This is a genomic window from Bacillus sp. HMA207 (assembly GCF_003402455.1).
GTDB lineage: Bacteria > Bacillota > Bacilli > Bacillales > Bacillaceae_G > Bacillus_A > Bacillus_A cereus.
Map to the genome: position 1 here is coordinate 3,744,083 of NZ_BEZT01000001.1, position 26,494 is coordinate 3,770,576.

Genomic DNA, 26,494 nt, shown 5'->3' on the forward strand with positions numbered 1-26,494 from the left:
ACTACGGTGTTTGTTGGTGTTTTTGTTTTGTTATGTTTTTTCTTAGTGATTTATTACTTGGTAGGGGCTTGTAAGGGGCTTAGGAGGGGTTAGTTATCGGTTACTTCGATTAGATAGACTCGATCTGAGAAGTCGCCTCGTTCTTCTGCTTTCTTTTTACGGATGCTGTTGATTTCTTCTAGTGTTGCGTCTTCATGTTCGGCTAGGGCGTTGATTAGTTCTAGGAGGTCGGATAGTTCTTCTAGTTTATGTTCTTTTGTGTCTGCTTCTAGATATTCGGTTAGTTCTTCTTGTGTTTTTTTGCAGAGTTCTTCTATGTATTCATCTTGGTTTAAGATTCTTGTTTTGGGTGTTTTTCCGTTAGCTTTTATGATTTGTGGGATTTTGTTTCGGATTAGTTTGTTGTAGGTTGGCATGGGATTTATTCAAGGCGTAGCACATGCACCAGTATTTGCTATATCCCTAGCTTTAGTAAACTATTTCTATGGTAATGGTGCGATCAAAGGTGAGGTAGAAATATTCGTCTCTGAGATTGAAAAAGCACTCGATACAGCGTTGGGAGAAGAAGAGGCTTACAAAAATTCTGTAATACGCAATTTAATGGGGCACTTAAACAGGGTAGATAATAAATTGTAACACCCACTACTTTGAGTAAACCGAACCTTTAGCACAATAAAGTCAACAAAAAAGGAGTTATTCCTCACTGGATTAACTCCCACTTTAGTTACACAGCTAAATAGAGAGAATAGCTCGTATTTTCATAAGGTCATTACTTATCTCATTGATTAAACATCTGTTCTCCTCAACAATTTCCCCAAGGTCATTAATCACTTTTTCAAGACGATAATCTATTTTCTCTGTTGCTCCATCTGAAGCGCCACCATCTTCATCAAAATTCATATATCCGTAATAGACTTTTACTTCACCATATGAAAGCCGATCTTCATTCTTATGAAGTTGTATCCAAATTGAATCTGTATCATCATTCCTAGGATCAAGTTGACCTACAACCGTAAGCTTAACAGTATTGTCATCCAAATCATTAAAAGTAAGTAACTCACTAATTTCGAAGTAATCCTTATATTTAATGCTATCCAGCGAGGATTCTAAGGATTCTACTGGACACAAATAATCATTCACAAATTCTAAAACAGAGTCTCTTACTTCTTTTTCTGTAAAGCTATTTTCATAACTAATTTGCAAAAAGGGTGAATTTACATTGTAAGTCTGTATTTTCACAATTAAGTCAGCTACAGGTTTTTCGTTCATATCCTTAACAAATTGGTCATACTCCTCAAGACTCTCCTCAATATCAACACTAAGAGAAGATAGTAATGATTCAGTGATACTGATAAACTCCTCCATTTCAGCGCTTTCACTAATTCTTTCAATATAAATTTGATCGGAGGATAATGAAGCTAAACCTGCCGATTCTCTCTCCATATCATGTAGCTCTTGACGTAAGTCCTCAATCATTGCTCTTCTTTCTTCTTCAGCCTCTTCCATTAATGATTGATAGATATTAGCCTCCTTGGCTTCTTCAGAAAAGTCCTCTAATAAAGTTTTGGTGTAGAGCGACCTATAGTGAAACAGCTGCAATAAGTCTTTTTCTATTAGTTGTTCTTCTATATGAGGATGAATTGAATCTCTTTCTTCCTTACTATTTCCTTTAGAAAAATCGGTGTGATTTCTGGTAACAAGATAAATTTGATCTTCGTCTTGAATTTCTATAAAATCACGGATATTAATTAGTGTCTCAATAATCATTGCGTCTGCCCAGGATTCCTTATCTTCAAGGTGAAACGGGCATAATTTATACAATTTTCTTTTCTGTACATTAAGCAGCAAACTGCTATTTTCTTCAATTCGTATTACATTTTTATATCGCATTAAGTCTGTTATTTTATGAGATGCATCATTAATGTACCGCTCTTCATTTTTACCAAATTCGTCAACCATATTTCCTAGTGTTTGGCTAAGCGGTTTAATTTTTTCGTTATATTTCTTGATTTCTTCAATATGATTAATCCAATAAATTTCATTTATTGATTTTCTAGCCTTTTGAACTAGTTTTCCAACATTATGAATCTCACTTGCAATATGCCTTTTAATCTCTGTTTCAATAATTGCAGGTAATAAGATTTTTACCTTATCATGATCTAACAACATCTTCAGTAGCTCATAGGAATCCGCACTATGTGAAGAGTTCCTTGAAACAATCATATCGATGTAAATATTGGTGTCAAGCAATAAATACTTCATTGAAGTCCCTCCAATTTCATTAAAATCTCAATCTATAAATGTAAGCCTTTCCCTGTGAAAAAGAAGTAAATAATAATCTCAAGCGAAAAAAACATCCATATTTATCACCAGATATTTTTAATAGCTGAAAAACCAATAATTTCTCTTAATTCATCGATTGAATAAGCTGGTTTACGTTTATGAAGCATTGCATGACAGTTAGGGCATACTGGTTTTAAATCGTTTATCGGATCAACTTCATACTCTTGTCCAATTGTACTAATCTCCACTTCATGGTGAACATGAATATAGCTTTTCCCTATATCTCCATAAACTTTTTCAAAGTTAACGCTACAAACTGTACAACTATAACCATAATAGTCTAGACATTCTTTTCTAGCAGCTGAATTTCGTTCATATCTAGTTACTGTCGATTCTATTCTAGCTCCTTCTATAAATTTTTTACGTTTTTCTCCTTTGAATTTTTCTGGAACATTTGATAAATCTTCTACAAGTCCCCACACTACATGAGCAGGTTTAGAATCCTCATAGTCTCTTACATAACCAAGCCCTTGAAAAACGAAATTGACATTACTACTATTTTCTCTAGTAAAAATATAAACCTCAGTTTTACCACTCATCATTTGCTTTAGAGTTGGTGTATAAAGTGAATCAGTTCTCTTACTAAACCAATATAAACTTCCATTAACCAGGAGATTAGGATAATCGTGACCCGTTCTGCCTGCAGTACCTAAATTTGCAAATATAAAGTAGGAATCTTCAAAAGGAGCATATCCTGTTCCCCATATACCTCCAACACTATCTGGCTCAGGATGATGAATATATGCTTTTACATCTTTTCTGCTGTATTCTTGACCAATTTTAAATTTAAACTTCATTCTCTATACTCCCTCTCTATAATACACATTTTTATTTCTCCATTCTTCAGCTATAAAGTGTCTTTAATCTTAATAAAATCGATATTTCATTAACTGCTTCAAAGTTGAAAAGCTAATAAAGTGTGCTTCCCCCTACTATATACTGGTTCACTAAATATGAAGCTATAATACGAGAAATCTCTACTTTACCATTTTAGTACTAAAAGACTTTTTTAAGGCTTATAAGTTAATATATTTATCTACCTTAAAATCCAATATCATAATATTGTTTAGGAGTCCAACCAGAACTTTTAATAGAAGATGCATACTTAAAAGTTGTTTTTAAAAATTCTGCTCTTAATTTCCTATCCTTTCCTGTCTTCATTATGATTGTTTCTTTAAGCGGATGATTACTTTCAATTAGATACTCATTACGCTTGTATAAGCGTTCTAGCAAAGATTCATGTGGTACTCTAGCAAATTTACCATTGTGTTCTCCCCTATTACATTCTTGACAAGTTAATACAAGATTCCATACACCATTTAAATCCATATCCACCGTTGATAAATATTGAATAGAGAGCGGTATAAAATGATCTACATCACAGGTATTTGGTTGACCACTCCCAATAGAAATACTTTTATAACAATAAAAACATTTTCCTTTTTGATATCCATTTAGCGGTTTTCTTACAGACGTTAAATTTACACGTTCATGAGAGTGCAAATATCTCTCTGGTGTAATAGACTTCAAAAAGAAGAATTGCTCAAGCTCCCCATCAAATCTAACTTCTAACTTTGGATTTCTTTCCGTCCAAGCGCTTTCTACTAAGTTCCATCTACCTTCAATCTCATTGAACAAATTCGCTCGTTGTTCACTTCCATTCAAGATATAGATACTATCAGTTAATGTGATACCTAACGTTTTTCCCTGAACAGATTTTTCATAGAATACTGTATTAAGTTCCCCATTAGGAATGTTATGAAAAGCATCTATTACATTATTGAAGCCTACTTTTTCAGTAACTTGCAACAACTGTTCCCATGTAATTTTCTGTTCATTGTACAATTCTAACGCATTAATAAACTTGGATGAGGCACTAGTAATTTGCCTTTTGCCATTCCCTATATGCTCTAACATATACTTAGCAAATATCGGTGACAACTCCTCAAGGCTTACAAAACTCTTATCACTTTTCCCTAGCTCTAATAGTGTCTTTGCAAAAGCAAACTTATATGTAGCTACATTTCTTCCAAACAAGTAAACCGATCGAAATTTAGATTCTAATGTTTGGTCATTCTCAAGGAAATTATTCATGCAATGCCCCTTAATAATTATTAGTCCTGTACATCAATAAGGTAGATAGCTTTCTCAAAACCACCTCGTTTTTCTTTTTTCTCCTTACGAATCGCTTCCAGCTCTTCAAACTTTACTCCATAAGCTCCCAATGAAGCATGAATTAATTCTAAAATATCTGCAAGTTCTTCAACAGCTTCCTTTTTTTCAACAGCTTCCTTAAACTCATGTGCTTCCTCAATCATTTTTGTTTTTATTTCCATTAGTAACTCATCAGGTGTGAGTATTCTTGAACTGTAGCTTAAACCCTCGGCTTTAATGATTTCTAAAATATTATCTCTTACTAATTTGTTATAGATAGGCATATTTACTCTCCTTTACTTCCGGCTCTTCTTCTCATGAACGTTCTTTTTGCACTCCCCATTATTACGTTAACTTTCTTATATGTATGTAAGTTTATTTCATTAGGTCTTAATCCATACATCACATATATTTTACCAGATCATATCCAGTATGTAATAACTTTCCATCCTTTTTTTCACCTAAATCATGGTGGAGCCACAGAATATTTATATCATAATTCTTCAAATAAGAAGCCACTTCTTTTATTGTTCTTGCTACTATAAACCCCTTTACATATCCCCTTAGATTATTCAAATATAACTTTACTTTTCCTTTTGGTTCTTACACTACGATCAACCTCTTTATACTAGTAAATAAATAACCCCTTTATACCAAGTACAACATGTAGTATAAAGGGGATTAATTAATCAACATTCCATTCATTTGTTATCCAAGAATAACAATTAATTCTAAATCCGATTTGTAATATTTTCAGTTAGCAAATTTACAATCATATTAATTCCTTTGCCACTTGAATATCCACCAAAGCTTTCACTTTTCCAATCAATTATTAATTCCACCTCATTTTCACCTTTTCCTATGCTTAAAAATTGCCTATTCCCTACTCCAGTCTCGAAAAGTTTCTCGTAAAAAAATTAGAACAGAGAATCGAACATCTTTACATAATCCACAATTAATTTAATGAACCGTAGTCGATTCAAATTAATCTGATTCTCTGATAAGAATTCTGAGATATCTGCATGGAGGCATGTCCTGTGCTCAACTTGTGCATATTTAGTGATAATTGAGATTTGTCCCCAGCTCACTACGTTGGATTAAAAATTTTTTTATTTTATCTAAAGAGATTTTATAGGTAACCTCCGTTGTCCCTTCTATAACTGGCTGACGGGGAAATCCTTCCTGTACCAAGTAGACTTCTTTCAATAGGTGGATAAAACGATACGTTTTTTCTTCTGATGGCAATTCCCCTATATACGAGAGTAAATCATAAAATTCCTCTAAATCTTCCACAGATAGCAATGGAATAATTTGATCAATCAAGTCATAGATCGATTCTCCATGATTATGTTCGATAAAATGTAGAACAGTTAAGAACAGTTCTTCATCATGATGGAGCTGTTCTGATCCATTTATTTTTATGAGCTCCTTTGATGTTGCTAAACGAGATTTCACTTCCAAGTGATGGTCTACACATTGAAAATCATGATGATCCCCAAAAGGTCCTCTCCAACATGAAAATGGTTTACCGTCTTTCAAATAACTAATTAGTATTTTTAATTCGCCAAGGAGACCCAACTGCTTTTCTTTTCCCATTACCTTATCAGACGTGCTTCTGTAATAGGATACCCAACGTAACAACTGATGACGAAGCCACGCAACATATTTCTCTTCTTGGTAGTTTTCGAATAATGCTTGTTGATTAGGCTGTAAAAGATCTGCTACTAGACTTAGCAGCAAATCGCTATCCTTAAAGGAAGAGATTAGTGTAAACGTATTGAGATCCGTTTTTGAAGTAATTCCCTTACAGAACAACACCGGAAATACATATTCCTTCTCAAATGTAAACCGGATAAACACATGTGTGACTCCATCACCAATTAAAACATGAACCGGAATATCGGAAATCTTGCGGTAAGATATACAAAGTCCATTCCCCTTTACTTCATCCAGCAGATGATTCAGTTCCATCTTCATACAAGGCATCCTTTCTTGTATGCTCATTTAAAAAGGCATTAAAAAGTTGTCGATATGTTTCTTGATAAACTTCGTTAACACGTAATTGTGCACTATTTTTAGGTCTTGGCAACAGTAAATGGTAACCAATTGCAGGTATACGAATTCCATTTACAATTCCATATTCTTTTTCAAGACCCTCATTAATACTGTCAACGTCAAACACGTAGATAAGGAAGAGAGCCCTTGGACCAGATGGGCTTTCCCACCTTACCCTGCTCACCACTTTTGATTCTGGGGTGGCTCTATCTTGGAAAGTGGTTCCACTGAGTTCTTCTGTCATCCGAACTTCTTCATCCGTTAATCCATATTGATAATGTCGGACGGATACTGCCCGTCCCTGTGTCAACTCGAATATTCCAGTTTCAGGGTTATATACTAGCTTATTTCGTTCTGCTGGTAACACTGCTATATTCTTTGCAAAAGAATAGCATCCGTTTTTCCCACTTCTTTTCATGGTTACTATTCCCACATCTATACTACTTAGCTGTCCCCCGGTGCGTAGAGCCTTTAATCGTATAGCAAGCTGTTCCCCCGGTAAACTACGATTATTGCCAATGTTAGGCCAGTGTTGAATCCAATCTGAAAAAGTTTCTACATCAACTTTTGGATATAAAAAAACACCCTTATGTTTTTCCGGCTCACCGAGTTTTTGAATGAGAATATTTATTCTTTCAATACGAGCTTCTAAGTTACTATTATCAATTGGAAAAATAGCATCATCGTAATCAAAGCGATAATGGAGTTTTCTACGAGTAGATGTACTATGAACCATTTTATTTCGAGCAGTAGGTAACATACCTCGTTTTTCTTCGATTGCAAATCCAAATTCCAGAGGTGTTTGCCCCCTATTGCACATTTCCTGAAATTGCTCGAACAATTGTGTCGTAATACCACTTGCATAACACATGACATTTAGGACTGTCTTGGTAGTGAATAATCTAATAAGGTCCTTATATAATTCATGGTATCCGAACCATCGGCAGCATTGAAGCATTAAATCCGCCTGCGAACTTTGCCTTGTAAAATAACTAACAGATAACCCTTTTAAGGTATAGCCTCTTGATAAAATGGTACCTCCTACTGCGATGGCATGAAGACCCTCCGGATATGCATCATAATTCAAAACATCATCACTATCTGAATTTACCATTACAATCTTAGAACGCCGACTGGTTAGATACTCCCTCACTGCATCCTTAACTTCATCGAATGAAAAGTTCAAATCGTAATTTTGCAAACCATGTTTACCCTGATAATCATTTATCTTTTGATTCTTTTCCATTGAATTTTGATAAATGTCCTTTATTTGACCCCAAAATTCTAAAGCAGTTCCATCTTTTACGCTTTTAATCAGGTCTTCAATATATTCATTCAAAAATTTCACGACGCTTTTATGTGGCGTTTTTCGGATATTGGTATGTACTAACATCGTATGATGCATTTTCCCATACCCGCGAAGTTTACATATACCACCGTTAAGTAAATATTGGTGTAGGGCACGTTTTAGACTTTGAGGCATAGACAACATTTTACCTTTCGAATCAAAATACTCTATTTCATCATCGTCGTATTCTTCAATTTCTTCAATGAAAGGTAATAAGCCTACTTTTGATTTAGGTGTACCAAAAAAATGGTGAAACCCTATATAATTCGTAGGTGTACTAATACATTGGATGAAATGCTTTGGAAATAAATCAAAGTCGACAATACGCCGATCAGGTGGATCGTTTGAAATAAAAATATTTGCGAAAGGCGTTGCAGTATACCCAATATAGATGCTCCGATCAAATGTATCCAGCAGCTCTCTTATACACTGGTTAGTTGATGTTGTTTCTCCATTATCTTTTGTATTAACACTGTAATAATCACACTCATCGTCCAAAATTACCAGTGTCACTTTACGGCATTTCCCTGAAGGTTTATGGAAAAATTCCTGGTCTTTAAACCAATTTGTAAGGGTTTCAAGAACGTTTGGAAGCTTTTTAATGATAAAAAGATACTTCCTCCCAGGTTCATATCGAGTCACGTGAGTCCACTGTGTAGACAAATCACCACTTTGAACAACAATCGGTTTTCCTTTCGAAAAATCAATTAAATCTTGAGCAGTACCACTAATGACTGCATCCATTTGATTATTTTTCAAGTACTCGTACAATGAATTAAATTGCTTTGTACTTGAGTTGTAGCCGGTTACATGTCTCTCTCCTCGGTCCTGTGTTTGATTGCGCAAAGTATTATTAGCACCGGATAAAATCACAATAAAATCGGTGTTCAGGTCAAATAATTTATTTGCCAGTGCCATCATGTGATTCGTTTTTCCGCTTTGTACCAGTCCCACGACCATGCCAAATACATGAAAAACTTTTTCTTTCCATATCTCTGGTAGGTATTTTAGAACATTGTTTGTATCAGTATTTAAGGTCTCCAAAACCTTTTCAGGCAAGCCCTCGCTACTCAAAACATTTTTCAAAGATTCAAACCGCTTCCATCTTCCTTCAAATCTCTTTAAATCCATTTTATTCCACTCATTACAAACCATCGTATCGCCGATTCCTTGTGTTGTATTGATTTGTTCTTGAATACAATTCTTTATATGTGTTATAAGCCCAGGGTTATTCCTTAAAAGTTCATCTACACTTTCTTCCATAAAGCCTGCTATCCTATCTACTATCTTGTCTGATTCCTTGACAATGTCACCCTCTAAAAGCGATTTACGTTTCATGTGCTTAATCCCCATACGAATCAATGGATTGAAGATTAAATAATTTGTCATGATTGACCTCCTTCCAAAATTTATCTTATCCACGGCCAGAAGAAAATATACCCATCTTTCATTCTGGCCGTAATACAAAAAAGAGGTAGTTCTACTGTCTAAAACAGCAGAACTACCTCCTATTATTTTTGGACTAAGCTTAGTTTAATGAAATAGAAAAGCCAACCACCATAAGGTTATTTGCCTCCTTTTTATGTATAAAAAATAACTCTCTTCTCCCTCTCGCATTTTAAAAAGTTTTCCGAGAATGGAGAGAAAAAGAAAAATATCTTTGTTGCTGATGGGGGTAAAAGAAGGCATTAGCAAAGCTGAGTTTGAACAAATTCAGAACGGAATGTCTTATGATGATGTAGTTGCAATTATCGGTGGCGGTGGCGATGGTGAACTTGGTTCTGAAGTCACTGCTGAGGAATATAAGATAAGCCTTTATACGTAGGTAGGTCAACGTGGAAATGGTTCTAACGCTAACGTAACATTCCAAAATGGTAAAGTAATGGCTAAGGCACAATTCCGTTTAAAATAGGACGCTAGAAATAGCGTTCTTTTTATTTTACATCTAAATAAAAATATATTAAAAAGGATTTTAAAAATATTTCGTGTAATTTCTTTCAAAAGCACAGCTTTTTACTAATAAATTCAATACTATCTATTTACTACGTAACCCATTTTAAATTTTAATTTCTTAAGTATTTCTTCTTCATCTCTCAAATATAACACTACTGTTTTCAGCATCATGTATCTGTTAAGATAGTGCAATATACTAATAAACAAACGTTAAATACTATACCACAAACAACATTCCTAGTATTTATAACCACCTATTACCTCTCACCTTAAGGAATATATCGTAACTCCTCTTTTTGCAGAGAAATAAATTTTAAAAACACTCTTAAACATAACAAAACGGTGATTTCAAGATTAGTCGGAACCACCGTTTTGTTATTTGAAAATTCTCTTCTGCATAATTATAAATATTTGATTACATTTTATTATAATTCATTTTGTTTTTCCCATTAAGAATAAACAAATTTAAATTCAATAATCCAACATTTCAATCCGTCTTCTGCACCTTTATCTATTTTTTCACAAAGAAGTAATACAATTCTCTCCTATCCTACATACCTCTTAAACTTCAGTAGCTCGAGACCAAAGTTGATTAAAATGTTCATTATAGTTGTTAGTTACTTCTTCATCTCGTATAAAGTGAAAGCTATTAACTTCAGAAAAAGTATTTCTAATAGGAGTACTTTGATTATTAATCAAGTATTCCATCAACCTGCCCTCTTGCCAAGCGAATTGTGTCGGAGTAAAATTTGCCGTGGTTACTAATACCGTATCGTCTACTATAATAAATTTATCATGTACAACGGGATGCCAACGCTTCTGCTGAATATTCTTAACTTTACCGAATTCAATTTCTGTTTTTTCAGTACGACTTCCTTGTTTTTGATGGCTAGCACTGGTTTGTTTCAAAACCTTTATGTCTAAATTTTCATTTAAACTTCCCATCTGAACTATTTTAGCTACTATACTTTGTTTATTAGTTCCATAGGAATCAATATCATTAATGTGCTGTGCGCATACATAAATCCTATTCTTAGCTGTATGGAGAAGTTCAATAATTTTTTGTTGAACATAATTGTTACTTCCAATACCATTGTATTTTATAAAAGGCGCAGTAAAATAGCAGCATAAAAAACTATCCTGTACATTAATTGGCTGAATAATATATTGACAGTCATAATTACTTTTTGAATATGTTTCATAGTTTTCTATTGGCAATGCATTTTGATCTAATAATGTAAAATATGTATTAAACATTGCTATTGTATTAGGACAATCTTCTACAACAATAAAATTCTCACTATGTTTTGGGTCCGCAAAAGCAAAGTTACATGATGAGGAGATACATTTTACCTTGTCCTCAGGAAAAATGGCCATAATTGATTTATTGTGTAAACTATATAAATCATTTCCTCTAGAATATTTTTGCTTGGACCATAGATAAGTATGCGGAAAAACTTTCATATTCATATTTTTTTTCATTTTTACCCTATCATAAGTTTTTTTAGCATACTCATGTTTAGACGAAGAGATATTTCTTTGAGAGTTCCTATAGTAAACAGTTACTGGTTGCATACTATATCCTGCTAGTGGTAAAGAATATATAGTTATGCGTGTCCCTTGATCACTTATTCCCTCAAAAAAGCTATGTAAATGTGGGTTATTATATAAAAATAAAGACACTTTTATTTCAATTGCCCCTTGTAGTTCTCTTACTAAATCATTAAGCAATTTTATAGAACTTCCCGATGAGTAATTTCCATTAAGAGCATTAGGAATATCAAAATAAGCTCGATAAACCATAGAAGATCCCTCCTTATTAATTATTACCCCTTTAATCCATTATAACTATATATTATATTTAACAATTATAAATCTTTCACTAAAAAATGCTAATATAAAGTTAAAAAGGAGAAAAATATGCGCAAGAAAAAAATAATCTTAAGTCGAAAAGGATTCGATGATAGCACTGGTGGTAATCCTAGCCCAATTATAAATGGCAAACTAGTTTCACTACCCATTCCCCGAGTAGAGTCAAATATTTTTTACAAAAATTTATTTTTTGATAAGCAAACTAATTATTTAAAAGTAATGCGGGATTTGAATATTAATTTCTTTTCCGAAGCCCATTTAGATCCTGATTTACGAAAATCTGTATTAATAGACCGTCCTGATAAGTGGAGAGGATTATTCGGACAAAGTGATAAAGCACAAATTTCCTTATTAAAAAGAGAAATTAATCATGGAGATATTTTTTTATTCTTCGGATGGTTTCGGCAAGTTAAAAATGAGAATGGCGTATATTCCTATGCAAAAAATGCTCCAGATATCCATGCTATTTTTGGTTATTTAGAAGTTGATGAAATGCTTGATTTACATTCTGAAGACCCTATTCCTAAATGGGCTTTATATCATCCACATATAAATGAAAAACATATTTATGAAAAAAAAGAAAATGGATTATATATAGCTACTGAACATGCTACATTTAATATAAATAAAAAGGGATGGGGGTGTTTCTATAACAACGAACAATTAATTTTAACAAAAAAAGGTCAGCATAAACGCTCAGTATGGGAACTCCCTCCTATATTCAAGGGAGAAGAAGAGAAATTTCAAGCATATACTATGTTTACACATTTACCAAATAAGAATATTGAAGTTAATTTCAAAGGACGTACAAACCAAGAACTTTATATAAGTGACAATAAACATGTTGTTGAATGGGCTGAAAACCTAATAAATACCTGTAAAACATACGAATAAAAAATTCTTAATAAAAGGAGTATGATAATAGTCATACTCCTTTTGCAATGCAATGCAATTCACATCACCTTTTTATAAATGAACAAATAAGCACCCATATGCAATTATATATTAAGGACCAATTGATCGTCCCGATTTATTGGTTGACTCACCGCATATTCAGCAATTGGTTTAACAACCGCACGAGCTAGTAAGACAGGAACAGCATTCCCAATTTGCTTATAAATCTTGTCTAACCGACCATTGACACTCATTTTTTGATTATCACCATCACTAAACTTATACCAATCCGGGAACGTTTGAATTCGTGCAATTTCTTTTACAGATAACCGACGATTATTTTCTTCTCCATCTGGGAAAATCCATTTATTTTTATCTATATTTTCCATTGGCAATCCACCTGGATGAATTGGTGCTTGGCGACCACTTGCTTGAATTGTAAAACTCTGTTGTTCCCAATTCTTTTTACGATTACGACTCATAAATATCGTTGAATAAGAACCTGTAAAATAAGGTCCTGGTTCATTTTCTAAATCACCAATTGCATCTCTTAAAGTAACATACGGTAGTAATCCCTCGCCTTCACCATGAGTTGGTTCAGGAAATTCATATACAAAATCTATATCATTTCTAACACCTACTAAAAATACTCGTTCTCTCAATTGAGGAACACCATAATCACGAGAATTCACTAGTTTTGTGTATACACGGTAACCAGCAGCCTCAAAATCCTGAACTATCTGTCTAAACACTTCCCCTTTACCTAACGTCAACATACCTTTGACATTTTCCGCAACGAAGAATTTAGGTTGAGTTTGTATTAGACATCTAATAAAGTGTAGATATAAAAAGTTTCGTTCATCATCAACTAATCGTGGACCAGCCTCACTGAAACCTGGACATGGAAATCCTCCCAATACAAGATCCGCATTTGGGAATGTATGGATTTTCCGTATATCTTTATTATGCAAATACACACTTTGAGGGAAATTTTCCCTATACGTTTGCAATGCCTCTTTAAAAAAGTCATTGGAATATGTTTTATGGAAGATGCTTTCATGACGAATAGCATTATACATTTCCTTGTTTTGAAAAGCTTGCATTGCTCGTTCCGTCCCTACAACTGCTTCTAATCCGGCCAACTCGACACCTAGATCTAAGCCGCCAGCTCCACAAAATAAACTTGTGACATTATATTTATTCTCATCGTAGCTCAAATCATCTCCAGCAAAGTCACTATGTGTATCGACTTTATTTTTTCGTTCTTCTTCAATTTTTTGTAATAAAGTTTCCCGAACCTCTTCCTGGCTATAATCAGGAGCTGGTTTAAATTTCCCTCGACCTCGTTCATCTATCTTTACCATTTAATACGCTCCCTTCGACATCTCTATCAATTAGTTTACGTTTTTCGAAACAATTTATCAATAAGAAAGACCACCCAATATAGGTGGTCTTAACAAGTTGAGATTTCAAAAAATTTTCAAAATAACGATAATTCCCCTTTACCTTTACGTGCTTCTTCTAAAGATTTATACAGCATATGTATAACTACAATTTGTTGTTGTACATCAATCTCAGTAGGGTGTGCAATATTAACATTTTCCACTTCTACATAAGGATTGTTTCGAACAAATTGTTCAAACTCTTCCTTATTTACATATGCATCATACTTATCTTTTTTAATAATGGAGATTATAGAAAAATCATTAGCTTTATCGAAACGAATCACTTCACTAAATGCTTTAATTGGATTTTGCAGTAACCACATGGAACGAACACGTAAATCCGTTAATCCCCTACTATCTATTTTATTAAAACGTGCCAATTCATTCGTTTTTGATGTCAAACCTTTAAATTCAGTTTCAATGAAGTTAGCTAAACGTCCAAATAATTCTTTATAAACTATATCGTCTGCAGCATATGTTTCGCCATCAATGAACCATAATAATTTGATTTTACTGCTACTCTTCGGAATAAAACCAATTGAATAAATCATATCCTTCTCAGTCCATTCTCCACCATCACAAGCGCGGCAATCATTAGAAATACGTGAATCATCCTGTCTCAACTTATTCTTAGGATATGAACTATTTAATTGAAGTTGTCCAGTGAGTGATTCCAATTTCTTCACTTCCACTCCTTCACCATTTTTAACAACGAAGTCCGGTGGATTTGAATCGTTACCTAAATATGAAAAATATTGTTCATGTATTGCTTTTTTCACTTCAATTCCTTCAACATTAAAAGAATTACAATATGAGTCTTTGATATAAAACTCTAATGCAGCTCCCTGACTATTCATGCGATTAGAACCTGAATAAATTTCTTTAATATCATTTTTTAAATATGTTCCTAAATTCATTAGTGCATTTAGTACATTAGTGGTAGCCATACTTTTCTCCCTTCACCAAAAACAAAATTCGCATTTTTATCTATGTAATATTCTACATAATTATGTAAAAACCGACTACCCCATATTGTTAATTTCTTTACAAAATTGTAAATATTAGCAGACGAATAAGATATATATTTGTATTCCCATAAAAAAGACGATTTACAGATCTTCTTTTATATACCTTTTGATTGATAAAATCTTCTTTATTCCCTCTTTTCTTTCTCAGTTCAATAAGTATCCGACCTTTAACAAACCAATCCTTAATTTTCATTCTAAACATTGTTCTCAACACACCATAAAATTCAATAATTCCTATTATTCCCCACTAGCTCCTTATACTCCTCACTACTCTGCTCAAGAAACACTCTACTCTCCCCACTCCCCTTATAAAAACTCTCCCAACCCCGCTCCCTCAAAATTCCCTTCCAACTATCACTCTCCACCATCCTCTTAATAACACTATCCCAATAAGCAACCTCTTCCTCCGTCATATCTTTCGGGCCCATAATTCCTTTCCAGTGCTGGAAGATGACGTTGATTCCTTGTTCTTTCCATGTTGGGATTTCTGGTAGTCGGTCTAGGCGTTTTGGTGCGGATACGGCTAGTATTTTTATTTTGCCGGCTTTGTATTGTTTTTCGGCTTCTGATAGGGTCATGGTTGCGGCGTCTATTTGTTTGTTCGTTAGGGCGTTTATGATTTTTTCTTTGTTTTCGTAGACGAAGAATTGTAGTTCGGCTGGGTTTATGCCGAATGCTTTGCTTACTTGTACGAAGGATAGGTGATCGTCGTTTCCTAGGCCTGGGGCAACGCCGATTTTGAAGTTTTTCTTGTTTTGTTTTAGTTGTTCCATGAGTTGTTTTGCGTTTTCTATGTTTGAGTCTTTTGATACGACAACAACTTCCCAATCTGATGCAAGTGTTGCGAGCGGTGTGAAGTCTTTATATGTTAGTTTACTGTGGCCTAGTAGGTTGTTCGTTATGAGTAAGCTTGAGTTAATCGCCAGTACGTGACCGCCTTTTTGTTTCGTATATTTCCATCCGACATCACCGCTGCCACCTACTTTGTTTGTGACTGTGATTGGTTTTGTGAAGATTTTTTCTTCTGTTAGTGTTTTTTGCATTGCTCGTGCTGTTAAGTCCCATCCTGCTCCTTGAACGTTTGGCGCAACGATTTCTAATTTGTCGATGTTCACTTTATTCGTATGGGATTTTTCCGAGGAACAACCAGCTATTACTATTACTATTACTCCTGTCATGATCCATATACATAGTAATAATCGTTTTTTCATAGTCCTCTTCCTATTCGGTATTTTCGTTCTGGTCGTCCGATAATGCCGTATGTGTACTCTACTGTGCATTCGCCGGTCGCTACTAAGTATTCTAAATATCTTCTTGCGGTTGTTCTGGAGGCCCCCATTTGTTCTCCCATTTCTTCTATTGTAATGCCCTCTTCAAATCCTTTTATAATCCCTTTCACTTTTTGCAGTGTTAACGGATCCACACCTGTCGGTAAGTTTTTTATGTCTTGTGTTTGCGAAGTCCCAAAGAAGTTATCGATGAGTGCTTGATTTACTTCATTGTTACTATGTAATAATTGCTTCTTTCTTTTATAGTCTTCAATGGTGCGAACGAATTTTTCTAACGTGACTGGTTTTATAAGGTAGTTACTTACGCCGTTTCGAATTGCTTTTTCTAACATGTGGTTTTCATTCGCCGCCGTTACCATAATGACGTCAACGTTTGGAAAGTCAGCATGAATTTGTGGTAATAAGTCAGTTCCAATTCCATCTGGTAAGTAATTATCTAATAGAAGTAAATCGATTTCTTCCTTTTGTAGTAGTTCTATCGTTTCTTTGGCGTTCAATGCTTTTCCAATCACTTTTACGTCCTTTATTTTTGATAAAAACTCTTCCTGAATTTGCGCGACGCGGAAATCATCTTCTGCAATTGCAACCTTCAACATATGCCCATCCCCCTGTTTGTCATGTACTTTCTTTCAATGTTTTCGGAAGGTAAATTGTAAAAATAGCTCCTCCATTTTTCTCGTTTTGAATTTCAATGGTTCCTTCTAGTACATCTACCATTTCTTTCACATTCGCTAGTCCGTAACCACGATTATTCCCTTTCGTCGAAAATCCTTTTTGAAAAATGGTACTTATTTTTTCTGCCGGCACTCCTATCCCACTATCTATTACTTCAAATACAATATCGTGCCCAATATCCGTAACGAAGAAGGAAACACTCTTTTCCTCTCGTTCACTCACCGCATCAAATGCATTGTCGATTATGTTTCCAAGAATCGTAATAAGGTGCGAAACTTTTATATGGCCTGGTAACGGATGAAGTGCACTATCTCCTTCAATATGAAAATAAATTTTCTTCTCAGACGCTGTTCCGAGTTTTCCTAATAAAATAGCTTGTACTTTTGCATCATGAATTTGATGGAATAAGATATGGTTTTGGCTTTGATGAATGTTAGATTCTTGCTGAATGAATTCAATTGCTTCTTTATAATGCCCTAACTGAAGTAATCCTGATAAGACGAAGAGCTTATTTGTAAATTCATGTGTTTGAGCACGTAAGTCCTCAGAATACTTTCTTACCTCAGATATCGTATTCACTAAGTTTTGCAGTTCTGTTTTATCTCTAAAACTACATACAACGCCTACTGTACTATTATTTTCGAGTATCGGTGTCATGTTTAAAATAAACACTTTATCTTGAAACGCGATTTCTTGATCGTTTTCTAGCACTCTTTCCATATTAAATTCCGGTAAAACCTTTGAAATGTGCTGCTGCATATAATCATCATTTACATGAAGCATTTCTTCTGCTGAGGTGTTCATCATCGTAATAAAACCATTTTGATCAATGGCGATGATCCCTTCTTTTATAGATAGTAGTATCGCGCTTCGTTCCCGGTATAGCGCTGCGATTTCATTCGGCTCTAAACCGAGTGTATCTTTCCTAATGCTACGCGCTAAAAGAATGCCACCAACAATGCCGGCTAATAATACTGCTAATGAAAAGAGGATAATTTCTTTCGTTCTACTCAATATGTTAGATTCAATTCCTTTTATTGAAAACTCTACTGTCACAACGCCTACTACTTGATCGTAATCTCCGTTATGAACAATAATAGGTGCCTTTGCCATTAAGGCTGGACCACTTACACCATTTCCTTCGAGCGTATAATAGCCACCAAAAGTGAGTGCTTCATAGTTATATGGATTGTTACTCTTTGTGCCAATTAAATCCGAATTAGAATGGGAATACATAACCCCAAAGCGATCTTCTATAATGACGTAATCTGCACCAGCTTGCTCACGAACTTGTTCCGCAATAGATTGAATCGTACTTTTATGCTCGTTATTTTGAAAAGCATCTTTTATAGCAGGCATAAAAGAAAGCGACTTCGCTGTTTGCAGTGCTAGTTGCTCCACTTGGTGCTTCGTATCAACGGACTGAATGTAAACAAATATTCCCGCTAATAGGAGAACGACAAATAAAATTAACGCGATAATTAAGCTTACTATTTTCGTTTGCAATGAAACTTTGCGTGATTTCTTCATACTCCATATCCTTTGATAAAATATTCAAAACTATCAATCTCCTTTTTCTATTATTATGACAAAACTGAAAATGAAGCAACTATTAAAAATATCCATGTTCATAAAGTACAAAAAGAATAAAATTGTCATAATATTGAGATTTCATTTAAAGAACAGTACAATTCAACTACAATGAACACGCTTTCATAATTATCTTTTTATTACTAAGCAAGAGGAGGAATTAGTATGGCTCAAGCAAAATCAAACCGAGTCGCCGGCAATATTTTCAAAGGTTCAGTCGGCAATTTAATCGAATGGTACGACTGGTACGTTTACTCTGCTTTCGCTGTTTATTTTTCAGCGGAGTTCTTTCCTAAAGGAGATCCAACGAGTCAATTACTGAACACAGCAGCTATTTTCGCAGTTGGGTTTTTAATGCGCCCTATTGGGAGTTTATTAATGGGACGTTATGCGGATCGGCACGGACGCCGGGCAGCATTAACGCTTTCGATTACGGTTATGGCCGGTGGTTCTTTCATTATTGCCTGTACACCGAGTTACGAAAGTATCGGTATTATGGCGCCAATTATTTTAGTTCTTGCTCGTTTACTTCAAGGGTTGTCACTCGGCGGAGAGTATGGAACTTCCGCAACGTATTTATCTGAAATGGCTAGTAGTGGACGCCGTGGTTTTTATTCAAGTTTCCAATATGTAACGCTCGTTGCTGGACAGATGGTTGCGTTAGGCGTTCAAATTGTTCTTCAGCAATTACTAAGCGAACCAGATATGAAAGCTTGGGGATGGCGTATTCCATTCATTATTGGAGCGATGGGTGCAGTAGCTGTATTATGGCTTCGCCGCACGATGGATGAGTCGGAACAGTTCTCAAACATGGAAACGAAAAACCGCGAAAGCGCAGGAACCGTTCGCGCTCTTATGAAACATCCGAAAGCTGTATTAACAGTAGTCGGCCTAACTTTAGGAGGCACTGTCGCTTTCTATACGTACACAACATATTTACAAAAGTTCATGGTAAACACAGTCGGCCTTCCGAAAGAAGTTGTAAGCTGGATTAACTTTGTCGCACTACTTATTTTCGTCGTACTTCAACCAATTGCAGGATTACTATCCGATAAAATCGGACGCCGTCCACTATTAATGGCATTCGGTATTCTCGGAACATTACTAACAGCACCGATCTTCTTCTTCATGGAAAAAACGACAGAACCAATCGTAGCATTTTTACTCATGATGGTCGGTCTCATTATCGTTACTGGTTACACTTCGATTAACGCAATTGTAAAAGCAGAACTCTTCCCGACCGAAATTCGCGCACTTGGCGTAGGTTTACCATATGCACTAACCGTTGCGATATTTGGTGGAACAGCTGAGTTCATCGCATTATGGCTAAAAAGTATCGGAATGGAATCACTATTCTACTTCTACGTAGCTGGATGTATCGCGATCAGCTTTATTACGTATTGGCGTATGGATGAGTCATCGAAGACTTCGCAGATTGAGGCGGAGCTTGGTGGTGGAGATACACTAGTTAATAATAAGTCTAGTTAAAATTATGTATTCTATGTTTTTCGTTAATCTGAACTCGATGAATCTCTTTCTTGGCAGGGTAAAGATGTTGTTGGTGCTTTAGAGGTAAGATTAGGATTTACCATTGATGTAAAGGTAACTGTGAATGGAGCGCCACAATACAAAGTACATAACAGCAAGGATAAAAGATACTATGTATCAGCAATTGAAGCCTATTTGTATGTAAAGTAAGAGGTACAAAAGGGCATCCACTTAAATGATACTTTTTAATTTAAATCAACAAAAGAGACCGCAAATGTTAGGTCTCTTTTGTTGATCATTCTCCATATGTAACTTTCTCTTCACTTACTCCAAGCTAGATAACATGGTTCATTGAAATATTCAACCTTAAAGAAGGCTTGTTCTTCAAAAAATTCATTTCTTGCCCTCAGAATCTAGCAAAGTAGCTATTCAATAAATTTTTTCTCTGAATCCAAAAATTTATAAAACCTATTTAACAAATCTTCCTTCGTAGTTGGGGTATCTTGGGGCATATAAGTAATAAAACTTGTCATATCTTCAGGATAATCATGTCTATCATAAAACTCTGCAATTCTATTTAATAGTTCATCCTCATCAGTAATCTTTTCTTTTAACTTAGATAAGTAAACGAATCTGAGTTTACTTATCTCATTCTGTAATTCTTCACTATTTTCTTCTAGATTAGGAAAGTGGAAATCTTTAATTTCAAACAAAATTTTATCTAAATCACTAGAATCTATTCCCCAAGCTAGTTCATTAACAAAAGCTTCATCATCACCGGCTTCCATTAGTTCCACCGCATAATCAGAAATGACATTCGGTTCGAAATATTTTTTATTTACACCGGTATAAATAGTTTTCCAATCATACTTAAGACCTTTGTTCTTAAAATCTATTAAATCCATATAATTCTCCTTTTACTTTTTTGGAACTTGATTTGGTTTCCCTGTAACAGTACCATTTTCAATAAATCTTCTATGACTTACATTTCCATTTGGTTCAACAATCCACTCAAAGACGCCTTTTTTACCACCATTGCTTCCTTCGATTTGGAAGAATCTTCTACTAATGCGATCTCCTCCCACTAATGGAAATTCATCAGCAAATCTTGAGTAATTATCAACAATATCAGAAAAGCCATGTTCCTTAGGGACATGAGGAAACTCTTTTACTATGATAGGCTTTCCTTTTTCATCTCTTCCCCAAATAGGTTTTACTTTATCAATCTTTTCTCCACTTCCAACTCGCTTTCCATCAATAACAGGTCCCTCTAATTCCTCAATTACTTTTGGATTATCTCCGCTGGTTTTATTACTGGTATTATCCATCCCTTTAGTAGCATTTTCCTCTTTATTAAGTTTACCATTCTCTTTAACTTTATTAATACGCTCACCAGAAGATGGAGAAGACTCGAATTTTTGAAGAGTATCCTTAGCATTTTGAATCGATTTATCCCAAACCAATCCACCATGTACAACAACACCAACACCAGCCACTGTAGCAACTGCATCTAATGGAAGAACAATTGGTGATGCTAACCCACCACTTCCTACTTCTGCGACGAATGTTAAGAAATTAGCCCCACCTATGAATGAAATACCTTCAAAAATTTCTACAATAGATCCTGCCGTTGATATAACATGTCCAGTAAATCTTCCAGCTTGATAAGTTGCTTTGCTTTCTAATTTATCATTATCAAGTGGTGTTAGTCCAATATAGTCTTCAGCTACTGCACTGCCAGCGCCTTGTATAAACTCCAAAGCACCTTCATAAATATCTTCGACACCATGTTTAAACGTATCTAGTAAAGATTCATCTTTTTTCTCACTATTTAACGGACCACACATTGTTCCTTCTTCAATTGAACTACCATTTAAATGATTATCGGCCTGACGCTTCCTATCTTCATTAATCGCTTGAATTGAAGTTGTCCATTCCATATTCAACCCTTGCGTACTAAATGTACCACTTGCAGGACTAAACCCTTTCCCACTTTGAACTTCTGCAAGACCTGCAGCAATACTAGCTGCTAATTGAAGGGCTGTACTATAATTATTACTAGAGGTCTGATTGAATTGATACAAATGATCCAGCTTTTCTTGCAGTTTTTTCCTCATCACAGTAAAAAGATTCGCCATAGCGTCCATACCTGGGATTGGCATAGCTTGACTGATGGCTTCCATACTTGCTTTCATTCGGTCAATTTCTCGAATTTGTTCTAATATTTCTTGTTCAATTACATCTGTGGAAGCGACTTGTGATTGAAATTGACTTGGAAAAGCATCGTTCTGGCGAATTAACTCTTCACACAGATAAATGATTCCTTGCGCTAAAGGACGAAAGGTTTGTACAAAAAATGATTTTGCACTGCTATAAGTTTGTCCTTGTAGAACAGTATCAATTGCAAAGGCATCAATTGACTGAATGACTTGTTCCATACCTTGAATAGTAGCGTTACATACAGCATTCATGCTTTGAGTTTGGCTTTGTACTTCTCCTAAATACATATTTAAACTCATGCATTGACCTCCCTCGCTAATTGTTGTTGTTGATAGGAAAGGTCGTTTTCTAAATCACTAAGCTTTCGTCTTTCTTTAAGCAGCGTTTCTTTTTTATTTTCCAATTCAAATGTGACTTTTCGTTCAATATGTTGTGCCTCTTGATATGTATTCATAAAAAACTGAGACATTTCTCTATCACCATGCCAAGTTCCTAAAATTCGATCAAACAAACGATGGTTTCGACCTCTCCATTCATAAAAATCTGCTTCCGCTTGCTCCTGAATGTGAATCGCGGATTGATTTCGGTCTTGTTCTTCAAATACACTTCTTAACTTTTGATTTACTTGATTGATTTGTTTTTCAATATCTTGACTCATTATATTCCTCCTACTATTTTACCTTTACGTAGGTTGTCACATTAGCGAAAAGTGTTGTGAAGTTCGTTATCCATTCTCTCAAACTCTTGGGCTACTGAATGAATATTATCGATCGCTTGTTGAAAGGCAGTGGAAAATTGTTTCGTAAAATCTAACATTTGTTGATTCGCTTCTTGTGCTTTGGAATTAACAGATAGTGTTGTACGCGTCGCCTTTGTTATAGAACGATTTGTTGCACTTTGGATTATATTCGAAGCTGTTCTCATCTGCGTAGCAATTTGTTGTGCCGTTTGAAAATTACTTTGAAATTGTCCCATCACTCAAATCCTTTCTCTAATTTTCAGAAGATGCCAAAAAAATCCCAATAAATATATGAAAATTCCCTATTAATATCACTCTTTTTAAACGTGTGTCCAGCTAAGTTGGGCATGCAATCAAATGAGCCATACACTATAAGCTGTATGGCTCATTTGAAATGCCTGTTATATAGAGTATGACAATTTTTATTTCAAACCGAAATTACGTGATAATTCTTCATCATGAGAAGCAACAGCTTCTGCAGTTTTATTAAGCTGCATATTAATTTCTTGTAATAGCTGTGCGAAGTTTTGTACTTTTGGCTTTAATTGATTGAACTGTTGGTCAAAACCTTCAAAAGCACGACCTTCCCATTCTCCTCTTAATTCATTTTGTAAGTTTTGTAGTTGACTTAAAATGTCCTCAATTTGATTTGCACCTTGTCCATATCGAGCCGCTTTCGATTTAAGCTCCTCTGGTGACATACGAATTTGTCCAGCCATTTTCATTTCCCCTTTAATACATAATGAGCAAAATATAAATTGGTTAATTTTACTAAATATATTATAATGTATTATTTTGAACTTTAAAACATTTTATCTTTCTATTGAATATTAGAATATTAATATTCAACTTTTTCTTACTTTACAAGATTTTATGCAAAAAAGACCACCAAAAGGCAGTCCCTCAAAACTCAATCCCATCCCGCGCTCCACTACTTTCTCATACAAATAATTCGCAACGATAGTATCTACTACAGCCAAACCAACTGATTTGAAAATAGTAATCTCTTCATCATTTTCGTGACCAGCTTTTCCCCCTTATAATTTAACCAATTTCGGCGTGGAGATTGCTAGTTTTATCAAAATTTGAAGATTACCTGTTTCTAGATCCTATTCAATTAAGCAATCCTACAAATGTATAATCAGGATTAATGTATTCTTCTGGATAAAAACAGCCAATATAGTCATACATCACAAGTTCTTTAATCCCAAGTTTTTGTTTTCTTCCATAGTTATTTATGTGAATTCAGCTCGTTTTTTTGTTTTGGGTGAAAAAAATTTTTAACTTGATGGCAATGTGGTGCTGCCCCTATTAGGCAAATTCGACAAAGAAAAGACACCCAAAGGTGCCTTCCTCCGACTTGAACCATCTTAATTTTATTGTGTTGTTATTATATAAGAAAAGAAGACATCGCTTAAGATGTCTTCTTTTCTTGTACACTTGGTGTTAAGAAGGTATTTATTGCTTAAAAACCATAAAAAAATATAACAATCATCGAGTAAACCTATTATAGCATCAATAAATAGAGTTTTTATATGCATTTTTACATATATATAGATTTATTTATGTTTTATCTATATAGTTAAATTGTCTGTTTCTTGTTTTAATTCGTTTGTTTATTTTGAGTGCTCCAGCAATGGAGCCTTTTTTTTATGCAATAAAATATTTTCTTAGCATTACTTAGTTGATCTATATTAACTTTACCCTCTTAAATTATATCTATATTTTACCAAATGATTATATAGATAACCAGTTTTTTCTAATAATCTAGTGGATTGATAATTTTAATGGTAGTTATTAATACTTACAGGAAAATTCAGTATGCAATGAAAATTGAGAAATCAAGAATTATAAAAAACTTATAGTATCTTTTGTAAAAGTATATTTATAATTTGTATATTAATATGTTATAATTTAATTTCTAAAACTACCAAAAAAGGACTGCCAGTAATGGTGGTCCTTTTTTATATTGGTGAGATTGTACTAGTATAATAAAATAGGATTAACTGTTTATTGTGAGGGTGATTGGTTATCCCTTCTTTCCATTTGGAAGGAAAATGGATCGTTGTCAGTTTTTGATTTAAGTAAGCAAACAAGAATTACAGAGGATTTGATTGTACAACATTTGCGTAAATTAGCCTTTGGAAATATTGTAATTAGTGAACGTATAGGGAAAAGACTTCACTTTAAAATAAAAGATAATAAAACAATGGAGATTATTAGGGTTACAAAGTTAATTTTAATTACTTTCGATATAAATGCTTTTGCTATAACTTAATTGTGTAAAATCACAAGTAGTCCACCTACGGAAATAGGTGGGCTTGAAATTCATAAAAAAAAGACACCTAAAGGTGCCTTCTGCCGACTTGAACTATCTTAATTTTAATAATATGTATTGGATTCTGTCCCAAATATTATTGTGCCATGTTAAGTTATTGTATTTTATTTTTGCACCAGAACTGTTTTCTTTTCATAGGGTAATTTGTCCAATTAAAAACTACTTCCACTACAAAGATCAACTCTTTAATAGAGTTGATCTTTTTTAATTTTGAATATTTTAATTTTTAATAACAATACAATCCTATATTATGTTAACATATAAGTATATCCCAATATTACCAATAATTATTAAATTTTCCACAGTAATATTTGTTACTAGAAACTTCTATTTCACTGCTTTTTTCGCTGTTGTTCTCTCATAAAATAATAATAAAACCTCTTAACTTATTTGAAAGGCGTTATTATTTCAACTAACATTTAAATCTTAAAATACCCTTTCTTGATCCCGCAAAAATAATAAAGATGAATATATGAACAATGAATTAAAAACAATTATTATAAACTGAAAATTTACTTTTTATTTACAAAAAAATGAGGATATGGTAAATTTAAATTGTAAGATTTTCCATTAGTGTAAAATCTTAACAAAATATAAACTGATAGAAATGGGGAATTAGTATGAAAAAAGCTATTATCGGTGCAATTGCTGCAGGTGTTTTAGTAGTTCCAGCTTCAATGAATGTATTTGCCGCAGAAAAAACAGTTGGAAAGTCCGAAATTGTGACAGCGGATAGCACAATAACTGAAGGATTTGTAGCAGATGAAAACAATTCTGGCAATAAACCACAGTTATACGCAGGTGTAACGTCTGGTAAAGCAGACGGTGGGTATTGGATTAGAGGAAAAAGAGATGGAAACGTCATTTCCGAATATAAACATTATACAAAACAAGGTAGAGCAACAGTTACAAATGGAAAAGGCGTCTACAATGATGGAAAATGGCAGAAGAAAGATGTATTTAGCAAAGCAAAAGCTACATGGACATCTAGTGGTACAAATAAAGCGAATTACGATAATAAATAATATTCAAAAACAAGAGAAGTTTAAAAACTTCTCTTGTT

24 protein-coding genes and 4 pseudogenes are annotated in these 26,494 nt (G+C 34.2%); 7 read left to right on the plus strand and 21 right to left on the minus strand.

What is annotated here, in order from left to right:
• Nucleotides 1-89: 89 nt before the first annotated feature.
• The gene (locus tag HMAS_RS19385) at nt 90-416 is read right to left on the minus strand and encodes a nucleoside triphosphate pyrophosphohydrolase (RefSeq protein ID WP_116344965.1); all 327 of its coding nucleotides are present in this window, start codon (nt 414-416) and stop codon (nt 90-92) included.
• Between HMAS_RS19385 and HMAS_RS19390 the strand changes: the two genes are divergently transcribed.
• Complete coding sequence (locus HMAS_RS19390) at nt 415-636, plus strand: hypothetical protein (RefSeq protein ID WP_116344966.1); 222 nt, start codon at nt 415-417, stop codon at nt 634-636. The genes HMAS_RS19385 and HMAS_RS19390 overlap by 2 nt on opposite strands.
• Before the next feature lie 96 nt (nt 637-732).
• Here HMAS_RS19390 and HMAS_RS19395 read toward each other — a convergent pair whose 3' ends face one another.
• The 7 genes from HMAS_RS19395 to HMAS_RS19420 form a co-directional block, all read right to left on the minus strand.
• On the minus strand, nt 733-2,262 hold the full coding sequence (locus HMAS_RS19395) for a PIN domain-containing protein (RefSeq protein ID WP_116344967.1): 1,530 nt from the start codon (nt 2,260-2,262) through the stop codon (nt 733-735).
• A 104-nt stretch (nt 2,263-2,366) separates the two neighbouring features.
• Nucleotides 2,367-3,140, minus strand: a complete 774-nt coding sequence (locus HMAS_RS19400) for an HNH endonuclease (RefSeq protein ID WP_116344968.1) — start codon at nt 3,138-3,140, stop codon at nt 2,367-2,369.
• 244 nt (nt 3,141-3,384) lie between these two features.
• Complete coding sequence (locus HMAS_RS19405; RefSeq protein WP_116344969.1) at nt 3,385-4,437, minus strand: HNH endonuclease domain-containing protein; 1,053 nt, start codon at nt 4,435-4,437, stop codon at nt 3,385-3,387.
• A 20-nt stretch (nt 4,438-4,457) separates the two neighbouring features.
• On the minus strand, nt 4,458-4,781 hold the full coding sequence (locus HMAS_RS19410; protein WP_116344970.1) for a nucleoside triphosphate pyrophosphohydrolase: 324 nt from the start codon (nt 4,779-4,781) through the stop codon (nt 4,458-4,460).
• Between the two features lie 118 nt (nt 4,782-4,899).
• Nucleotides 4,900-5,073: a cyclic-phosphate processing receiver domain-containing protein gene (locus HMAS_RS28430; RefSeq protein WP_414635042.1), complete on the minus strand. Its 174-nt coding sequence runs from the start codon at nt 5,071-5,073 to the stop codon at nt 4,900-4,902.
• Nucleotides 5,074-5,553: 480 nt separating this feature from the next.
• Nucleotides 5,554-6,474 (minus strand): PD-(D/E)XK motif protein, encoded by a 921-nt coding sequence (locus HMAS_RS19415; RefSeq protein ID WP_162871157.1) that lies wholly within the window; start codon nt 6,472-6,474, stop codon nt 5,554-5,556.
• Entirely contained in the window at nt 6,443-9,289 is a 2,847-nt protein-coding gene (locus tag HMAS_RS19420) for a Z1 domain-containing protein (RefSeq protein ID WP_116344972.1), read from the minus strand. Before HMAS_RS19420 ends, HMAS_RS19415 begins: the two co-directional genes overlap by 32 nt.
• A 271-nt stretch (nt 9,290-9,560) precedes the next feature.
• Here HMAS_RS19420 and HMAS_RS28135 point away from each other — a divergent pair, with 271 nt between their 5' ends.
• Complete coding sequence (locus tag HMAS_RS28135; protein ID WP_240325948.1) at nt 9,561-9,725, plus strand: hypothetical protein; 165 nt, start codon at nt 9,561-9,563, stop codon at nt 9,723-9,725.
• A gap of 689 nt (nt 9,726-10,414) precedes the next feature.
• Here HMAS_RS28135 and HMAS_RS19430 read toward each other — a convergent pair.
• Nucleotides 10,415-11,656 (minus strand): hypothetical protein, encoded by a 1,242-nt coding sequence (locus tag HMAS_RS19430; RefSeq protein ID WP_116344973.1) that lies wholly within the window; start codon nt 11,654-11,656, stop codon nt 10,415-10,417.
• Nucleotides 11,657-11,773: 117 nt separating this feature from the next.
• Here HMAS_RS19430 and HMAS_RS19435 point away from each other — a divergent pair, with 117 nt between their 5' ends.
• Entirely contained in the window at nt 11,774-12,619 is an 846-nt protein-coding gene (locus HMAS_RS19435; protein ID WP_116344974.1) for a hypothetical protein, read from the plus strand.
• Nucleotides 12,620-12,723: 104 nt separating this feature from the next.
• On the opposite strand, the gene HMAS_RS19440 is transcribed toward HMAS_RS19435, so the two are convergent.
• The 5 genes from HMAS_RS19440 to HMAS_RS19465 all read right to left on the minus strand — a co-directional run bounded on the left by HMAS_RS19440 (nt 12,724) and on the right by HMAS_RS19465 (nt 18,586).
• Complete coding sequence (locus HMAS_RS19440; protein ID WP_116344975.1) at nt 12,724-13,983, minus strand: DNA cytosine methyltransferase; 1,260 nt, start codon at nt 13,981-13,983, stop codon at nt 12,724-12,726.
• A gap of 116 nt (nt 13,984-14,099) precedes the next feature.
• Nucleotides 14,100-15,011 (minus strand): NgoPII family restriction endonuclease, encoded by a 912-nt coding sequence (locus HMAS_RS19445; RefSeq protein ID WP_116344976.1) that lies wholly within the window; start codon nt 15,009-15,011, stop codon nt 14,100-14,102.
• 305 nt (nt 15,012-15,316) lie between these two features.
• Entirely contained in the window at nt 15,317-16,303 is a 987-nt protein-coding gene (locus tag HMAS_RS19455) for a tripartite tricarboxylate transporter substrate binding protein (RefSeq protein WP_116344978.1), read from the minus strand.
• Nucleotides 16,300-16,977, minus strand: coding sequence for a response regulator (locus HMAS_RS19460; protein WP_025710338.1), 678 nt, complete (start codon nt 16,975-16,977; stop codon nt 16,300-16,302). Before HMAS_RS19460 ends, HMAS_RS19455 begins: the two co-directional genes overlap by 4 nt.
• A 19-nt stretch (nt 16,978-16,996) precedes the next feature.
• Entirely contained in the window at nt 16,997-18,586 is a 1,590-nt protein-coding gene (locus HMAS_RS19465) for an ATP-binding protein (protein ID WP_025710339.1), read from the minus strand.
• A gap of 225 nt (nt 18,587-18,811) precedes the next feature.
• Here HMAS_RS19465 and HMAS_RS19470 point away from each other — a divergent pair, with 225 nt between their 5' ends.
• Both HMAS_RS19470 and HMAS_RS28360 read left to right on the plus strand, forming a co-directional pair.
• Complete coding sequence (locus HMAS_RS19470; RefSeq protein ID WP_025710340.1) at nt 18,812-20,134, plus strand: MFS transporter; 1,323 nt, start codon at nt 18,812-18,814, stop codon at nt 20,132-20,134.
• A 39-nt stretch (nt 20,135-20,173) separates the two neighbouring features.
• Nucleotides 20,174-20,344 (plus strand): annotated as a pseudogene (locus HMAS_RS28360) (N-acetylmuramoyl-L-alanine amidase); the annotation flags it as partial.
• 215 nt (nt 20,345-20,559) lie between these two features.
• Here the strand turns inward: HMAS_RS28360 and HMAS_RS19480 are convergent.
• The 7 genes and pseudogenes from HMAS_RS19480 to HMAS_RS28140 all read right to left on the minus strand — a co-directional run.
• Nucleotides 20,560-21,039 carry a DUF2247 family protein gene (locus HMAS_RS19480; RefSeq protein ID WP_000364132.1) on the minus strand — a complete coding sequence of 160 codons (480 nt, stop codon included), beginning with the start codon at nt 21,037-21,039 and terminating at the stop codon, nt 20,560-20,562.
• Between the two features lie 12 nt (nt 21,040-21,051).
• Entirely contained in the window at nt 21,052-22,653 is a 1,602-nt protein-coding gene (locus HMAS_RS19485) for a T7SS effector LXG polymorphic toxin (protein ID WP_025710341.1), read from the minus strand.
• Nucleotides 22,650-23,012 (minus strand): DUF3958 family protein, encoded by a 363-nt coding sequence (locus HMAS_RS19490; RefSeq protein WP_000076118.1) that lies wholly within the window; start codon nt 23,010-23,012, stop codon nt 22,650-22,652. The genes HMAS_RS19485 and HMAS_RS19490 overlap by 4 nt, the downstream gene beginning before the upstream one ends.
• 41 nt (nt 23,013-23,053) lie before the next feature.
• Complete coding sequence (locus HMAS_RS19495; RefSeq protein WP_016121983.1) at nt 23,054-23,329, minus strand: TIGR04197 family type VII secretion effector; 276 nt, start codon at nt 23,327-23,329, stop codon at nt 23,054-23,056.
• 186 nt (nt 23,330-23,515) lie between these two features.
• Complete coding sequence (locus HMAS_RS19500; protein WP_000918591.1) at nt 23,516-23,812, minus strand: WXG100 family type VII secretion target; 297 nt, start codon at nt 23,810-23,812, stop codon at nt 23,516-23,518.
• Nucleotides 23,813-23,938: 126 nt separating this feature from the next.
• Nucleotides 23,939-24,130 (minus strand): annotated as a pseudogene (locus HMAS_RS28365) (hypothetical protein); the annotation flags it as partial.
• Nucleotides 24,131-24,221: 91 nt separating this feature from the next.
• A pseudogene (locus HMAS_RS28140) lies at nt 24,222-24,338 on the minus strand (DUF4176 domain-containing protein); the annotation flags it as partial.
• Between the two features lie 814 nt (nt 24,339-25,152).
• On the opposite strand from HMAS_RS28140, the pseudogene HMAS_RS19515 reads away from it, so the two are divergent.
• Both HMAS_RS19515 and HMAS_RS19520 read left to right on the plus strand, forming a co-directional pair.
• Nucleotides 25,153-25,371: pseudogene (locus HMAS_RS19515) on the plus strand (helix-turn-helix domain-containing protein); the annotation flags it as partial.
• Between the two features lie 680 nt (nt 25,372-26,051).
• Entirely contained in the window at nt 26,052-26,456 is a 405-nt protein-coding gene (locus HMAS_RS19520; RefSeq protein ID WP_000709112.1) for a lactococcin 972 family bacteriocin, read from the plus strand.
• Nucleotides 26,457-26,494: the final 38 nt, after the last annotated feature.

What these genes read in the sequence shown, in the direction of transcription:
- HMAS_RS19390 (WP_116344966.1), top strand. Translation starts at nt 415, where the DNA reads ATGGGATTTATTCAAGGCGTAGCACATGCACCAGTATTTGCTATATCC.
- HMAS_RS19385 (WP_116344965.1), bottom strand. Translation starts at nt 416, where the DNA reads ATGCCAACCTACAACAAACTAATCCGAAACAAAATCCCACAAATCATA.
- HMAS_RS19395 (WP_116344967.1), bottom strand. Translation starts at nt 2,262, where the DNA reads ATGAAGTATTTATTGCTTGACACCAATATTTACATCGATATGATTGTT.
- HMAS_RS19400 (WP_116344968.1), bottom strand. Translation starts at nt 3,140, where the DNA reads ATGAAGTTTAAATTTAAAATTGGTCAAGAATACAGCAGAAAAGATGTA.
- HMAS_RS19405 (WP_116344969.1), bottom strand. Translation starts at nt 4,437, where the DNA reads ATGAATAATTTCCTTGAGAATGACCAAACATTAGAATCTAAATTTCGA.
- HMAS_RS19410 (WP_116344970.1), bottom strand. Translation starts at nt 4,781, where the DNA reads ATGCCTATCTATAACAAATTAGTAAGAGATAATATTTTAGAAATCATT.
- HMAS_RS19415 (WP_162871157.1), bottom strand. Translation starts at nt 6,474, where the DNA reads ATGAAGATGGAACTGAATCATCTGCTGGATGAAGTAAAGGGGAATGGA.
- HMAS_RS19420 (WP_116344972.1), bottom strand. Translation starts at nt 9,289, where the DNA reads ATGACAAATTATTTAATCTTCAATCCATTGATTCGTATGGGGATTAAG.
- HMAS_RS19430 (WP_116344973.1), bottom strand. Translation starts at nt 11,656, where the DNA reads ATGGTTTATCGAGCTTATTTTGATATTCCTAATGCTCTTAATGGAAAT.
- HMAS_RS19435 (WP_116344974.1), top strand. Translation starts at nt 11,774, where the DNA reads ATGCGCAAGAAAAAAATAATCTTAAGTCGAAAAGGATTCGATGATAGC.
- HMAS_RS19440 (WP_116344975.1), bottom strand. Translation starts at nt 13,983, where the DNA reads ATGGTAAAGATAGATGAACGAGGTCGAGGGAAATTTAAACCAGCTCCT.
- HMAS_RS19445 (WP_116344976.1), bottom strand. Translation starts at nt 15,011, where the DNA reads ATGGCTACCACTAATGTACTAAATGCACTAATGAATTTAGGAACATAT.
- HMAS_RS19455 (WP_116344978.1), bottom strand. Translation starts at nt 16,303, where the DNA reads ATGAAAAAACGATTATTACTATGTATATGGATCATGACAGGAGTAATA.
- HMAS_RS19460 (WP_025710338.1), bottom strand. Translation starts at nt 16,977, where the DNA reads ATGTTGAAGGTTGCAATTGCAGAAGATGATTTCCGCGTCGCGCAAATT.
- HMAS_RS19465 (WP_025710339.1), bottom strand. Translation starts at nt 18,586, where the DNA reads ATGAAGAAATCACGCAAAGTTTCATTGCAAACGAAAATAGTAAGCTTA.
- HMAS_RS19470 (WP_025710340.1), top strand. Translation starts at nt 18,812, where the DNA reads ATGGCTCAAGCAAAATCAAACCGAGTCGCCGGCAATATTTTCAAAGGT.
- HMAS_RS19480 (WP_000364132.1), bottom strand. Translation starts at nt 21,039, where the DNA reads ATGGATTTAATAGATTTTAAGAACAAAGGTCTTAAGTATGATTGGAAA.
- HMAS_RS19485 (WP_025710341.1), bottom strand. Translation starts at nt 22,653, where the DNA reads ATGAGTTTAAATATGTATTTAGGAGAAGTACAAAGCCAAACTCAAAGC.
- HMAS_RS19490 (WP_000076118.1), bottom strand. Translation starts at nt 23,012, where the DNA reads ATGAGTCAAGATATTGAAAAACAAATCAATCAAGTAAATCAAAAGTTA.
- HMAS_RS19495 (WP_016121983.1), bottom strand. Translation starts at nt 23,329, where the DNA reads ATGGGACAATTTCAAAGTAATTTTCAAACGGCACAACAAATTGCTACG.
- HMAS_RS19500 (WP_000918591.1), bottom strand. Translation starts at nt 23,812, where the DNA reads ATGGCTGGACAAATTCGTATGTCACCAGAGGAGCTTAAATCGAAAGCG.
- HMAS_RS19520 (WP_000709112.1), top strand. Translation starts at nt 26,052, where the DNA reads ATGAAAAAAGCTATTATCGGTGCAATTGCTGCAGGTGTTTTAGTAGTT.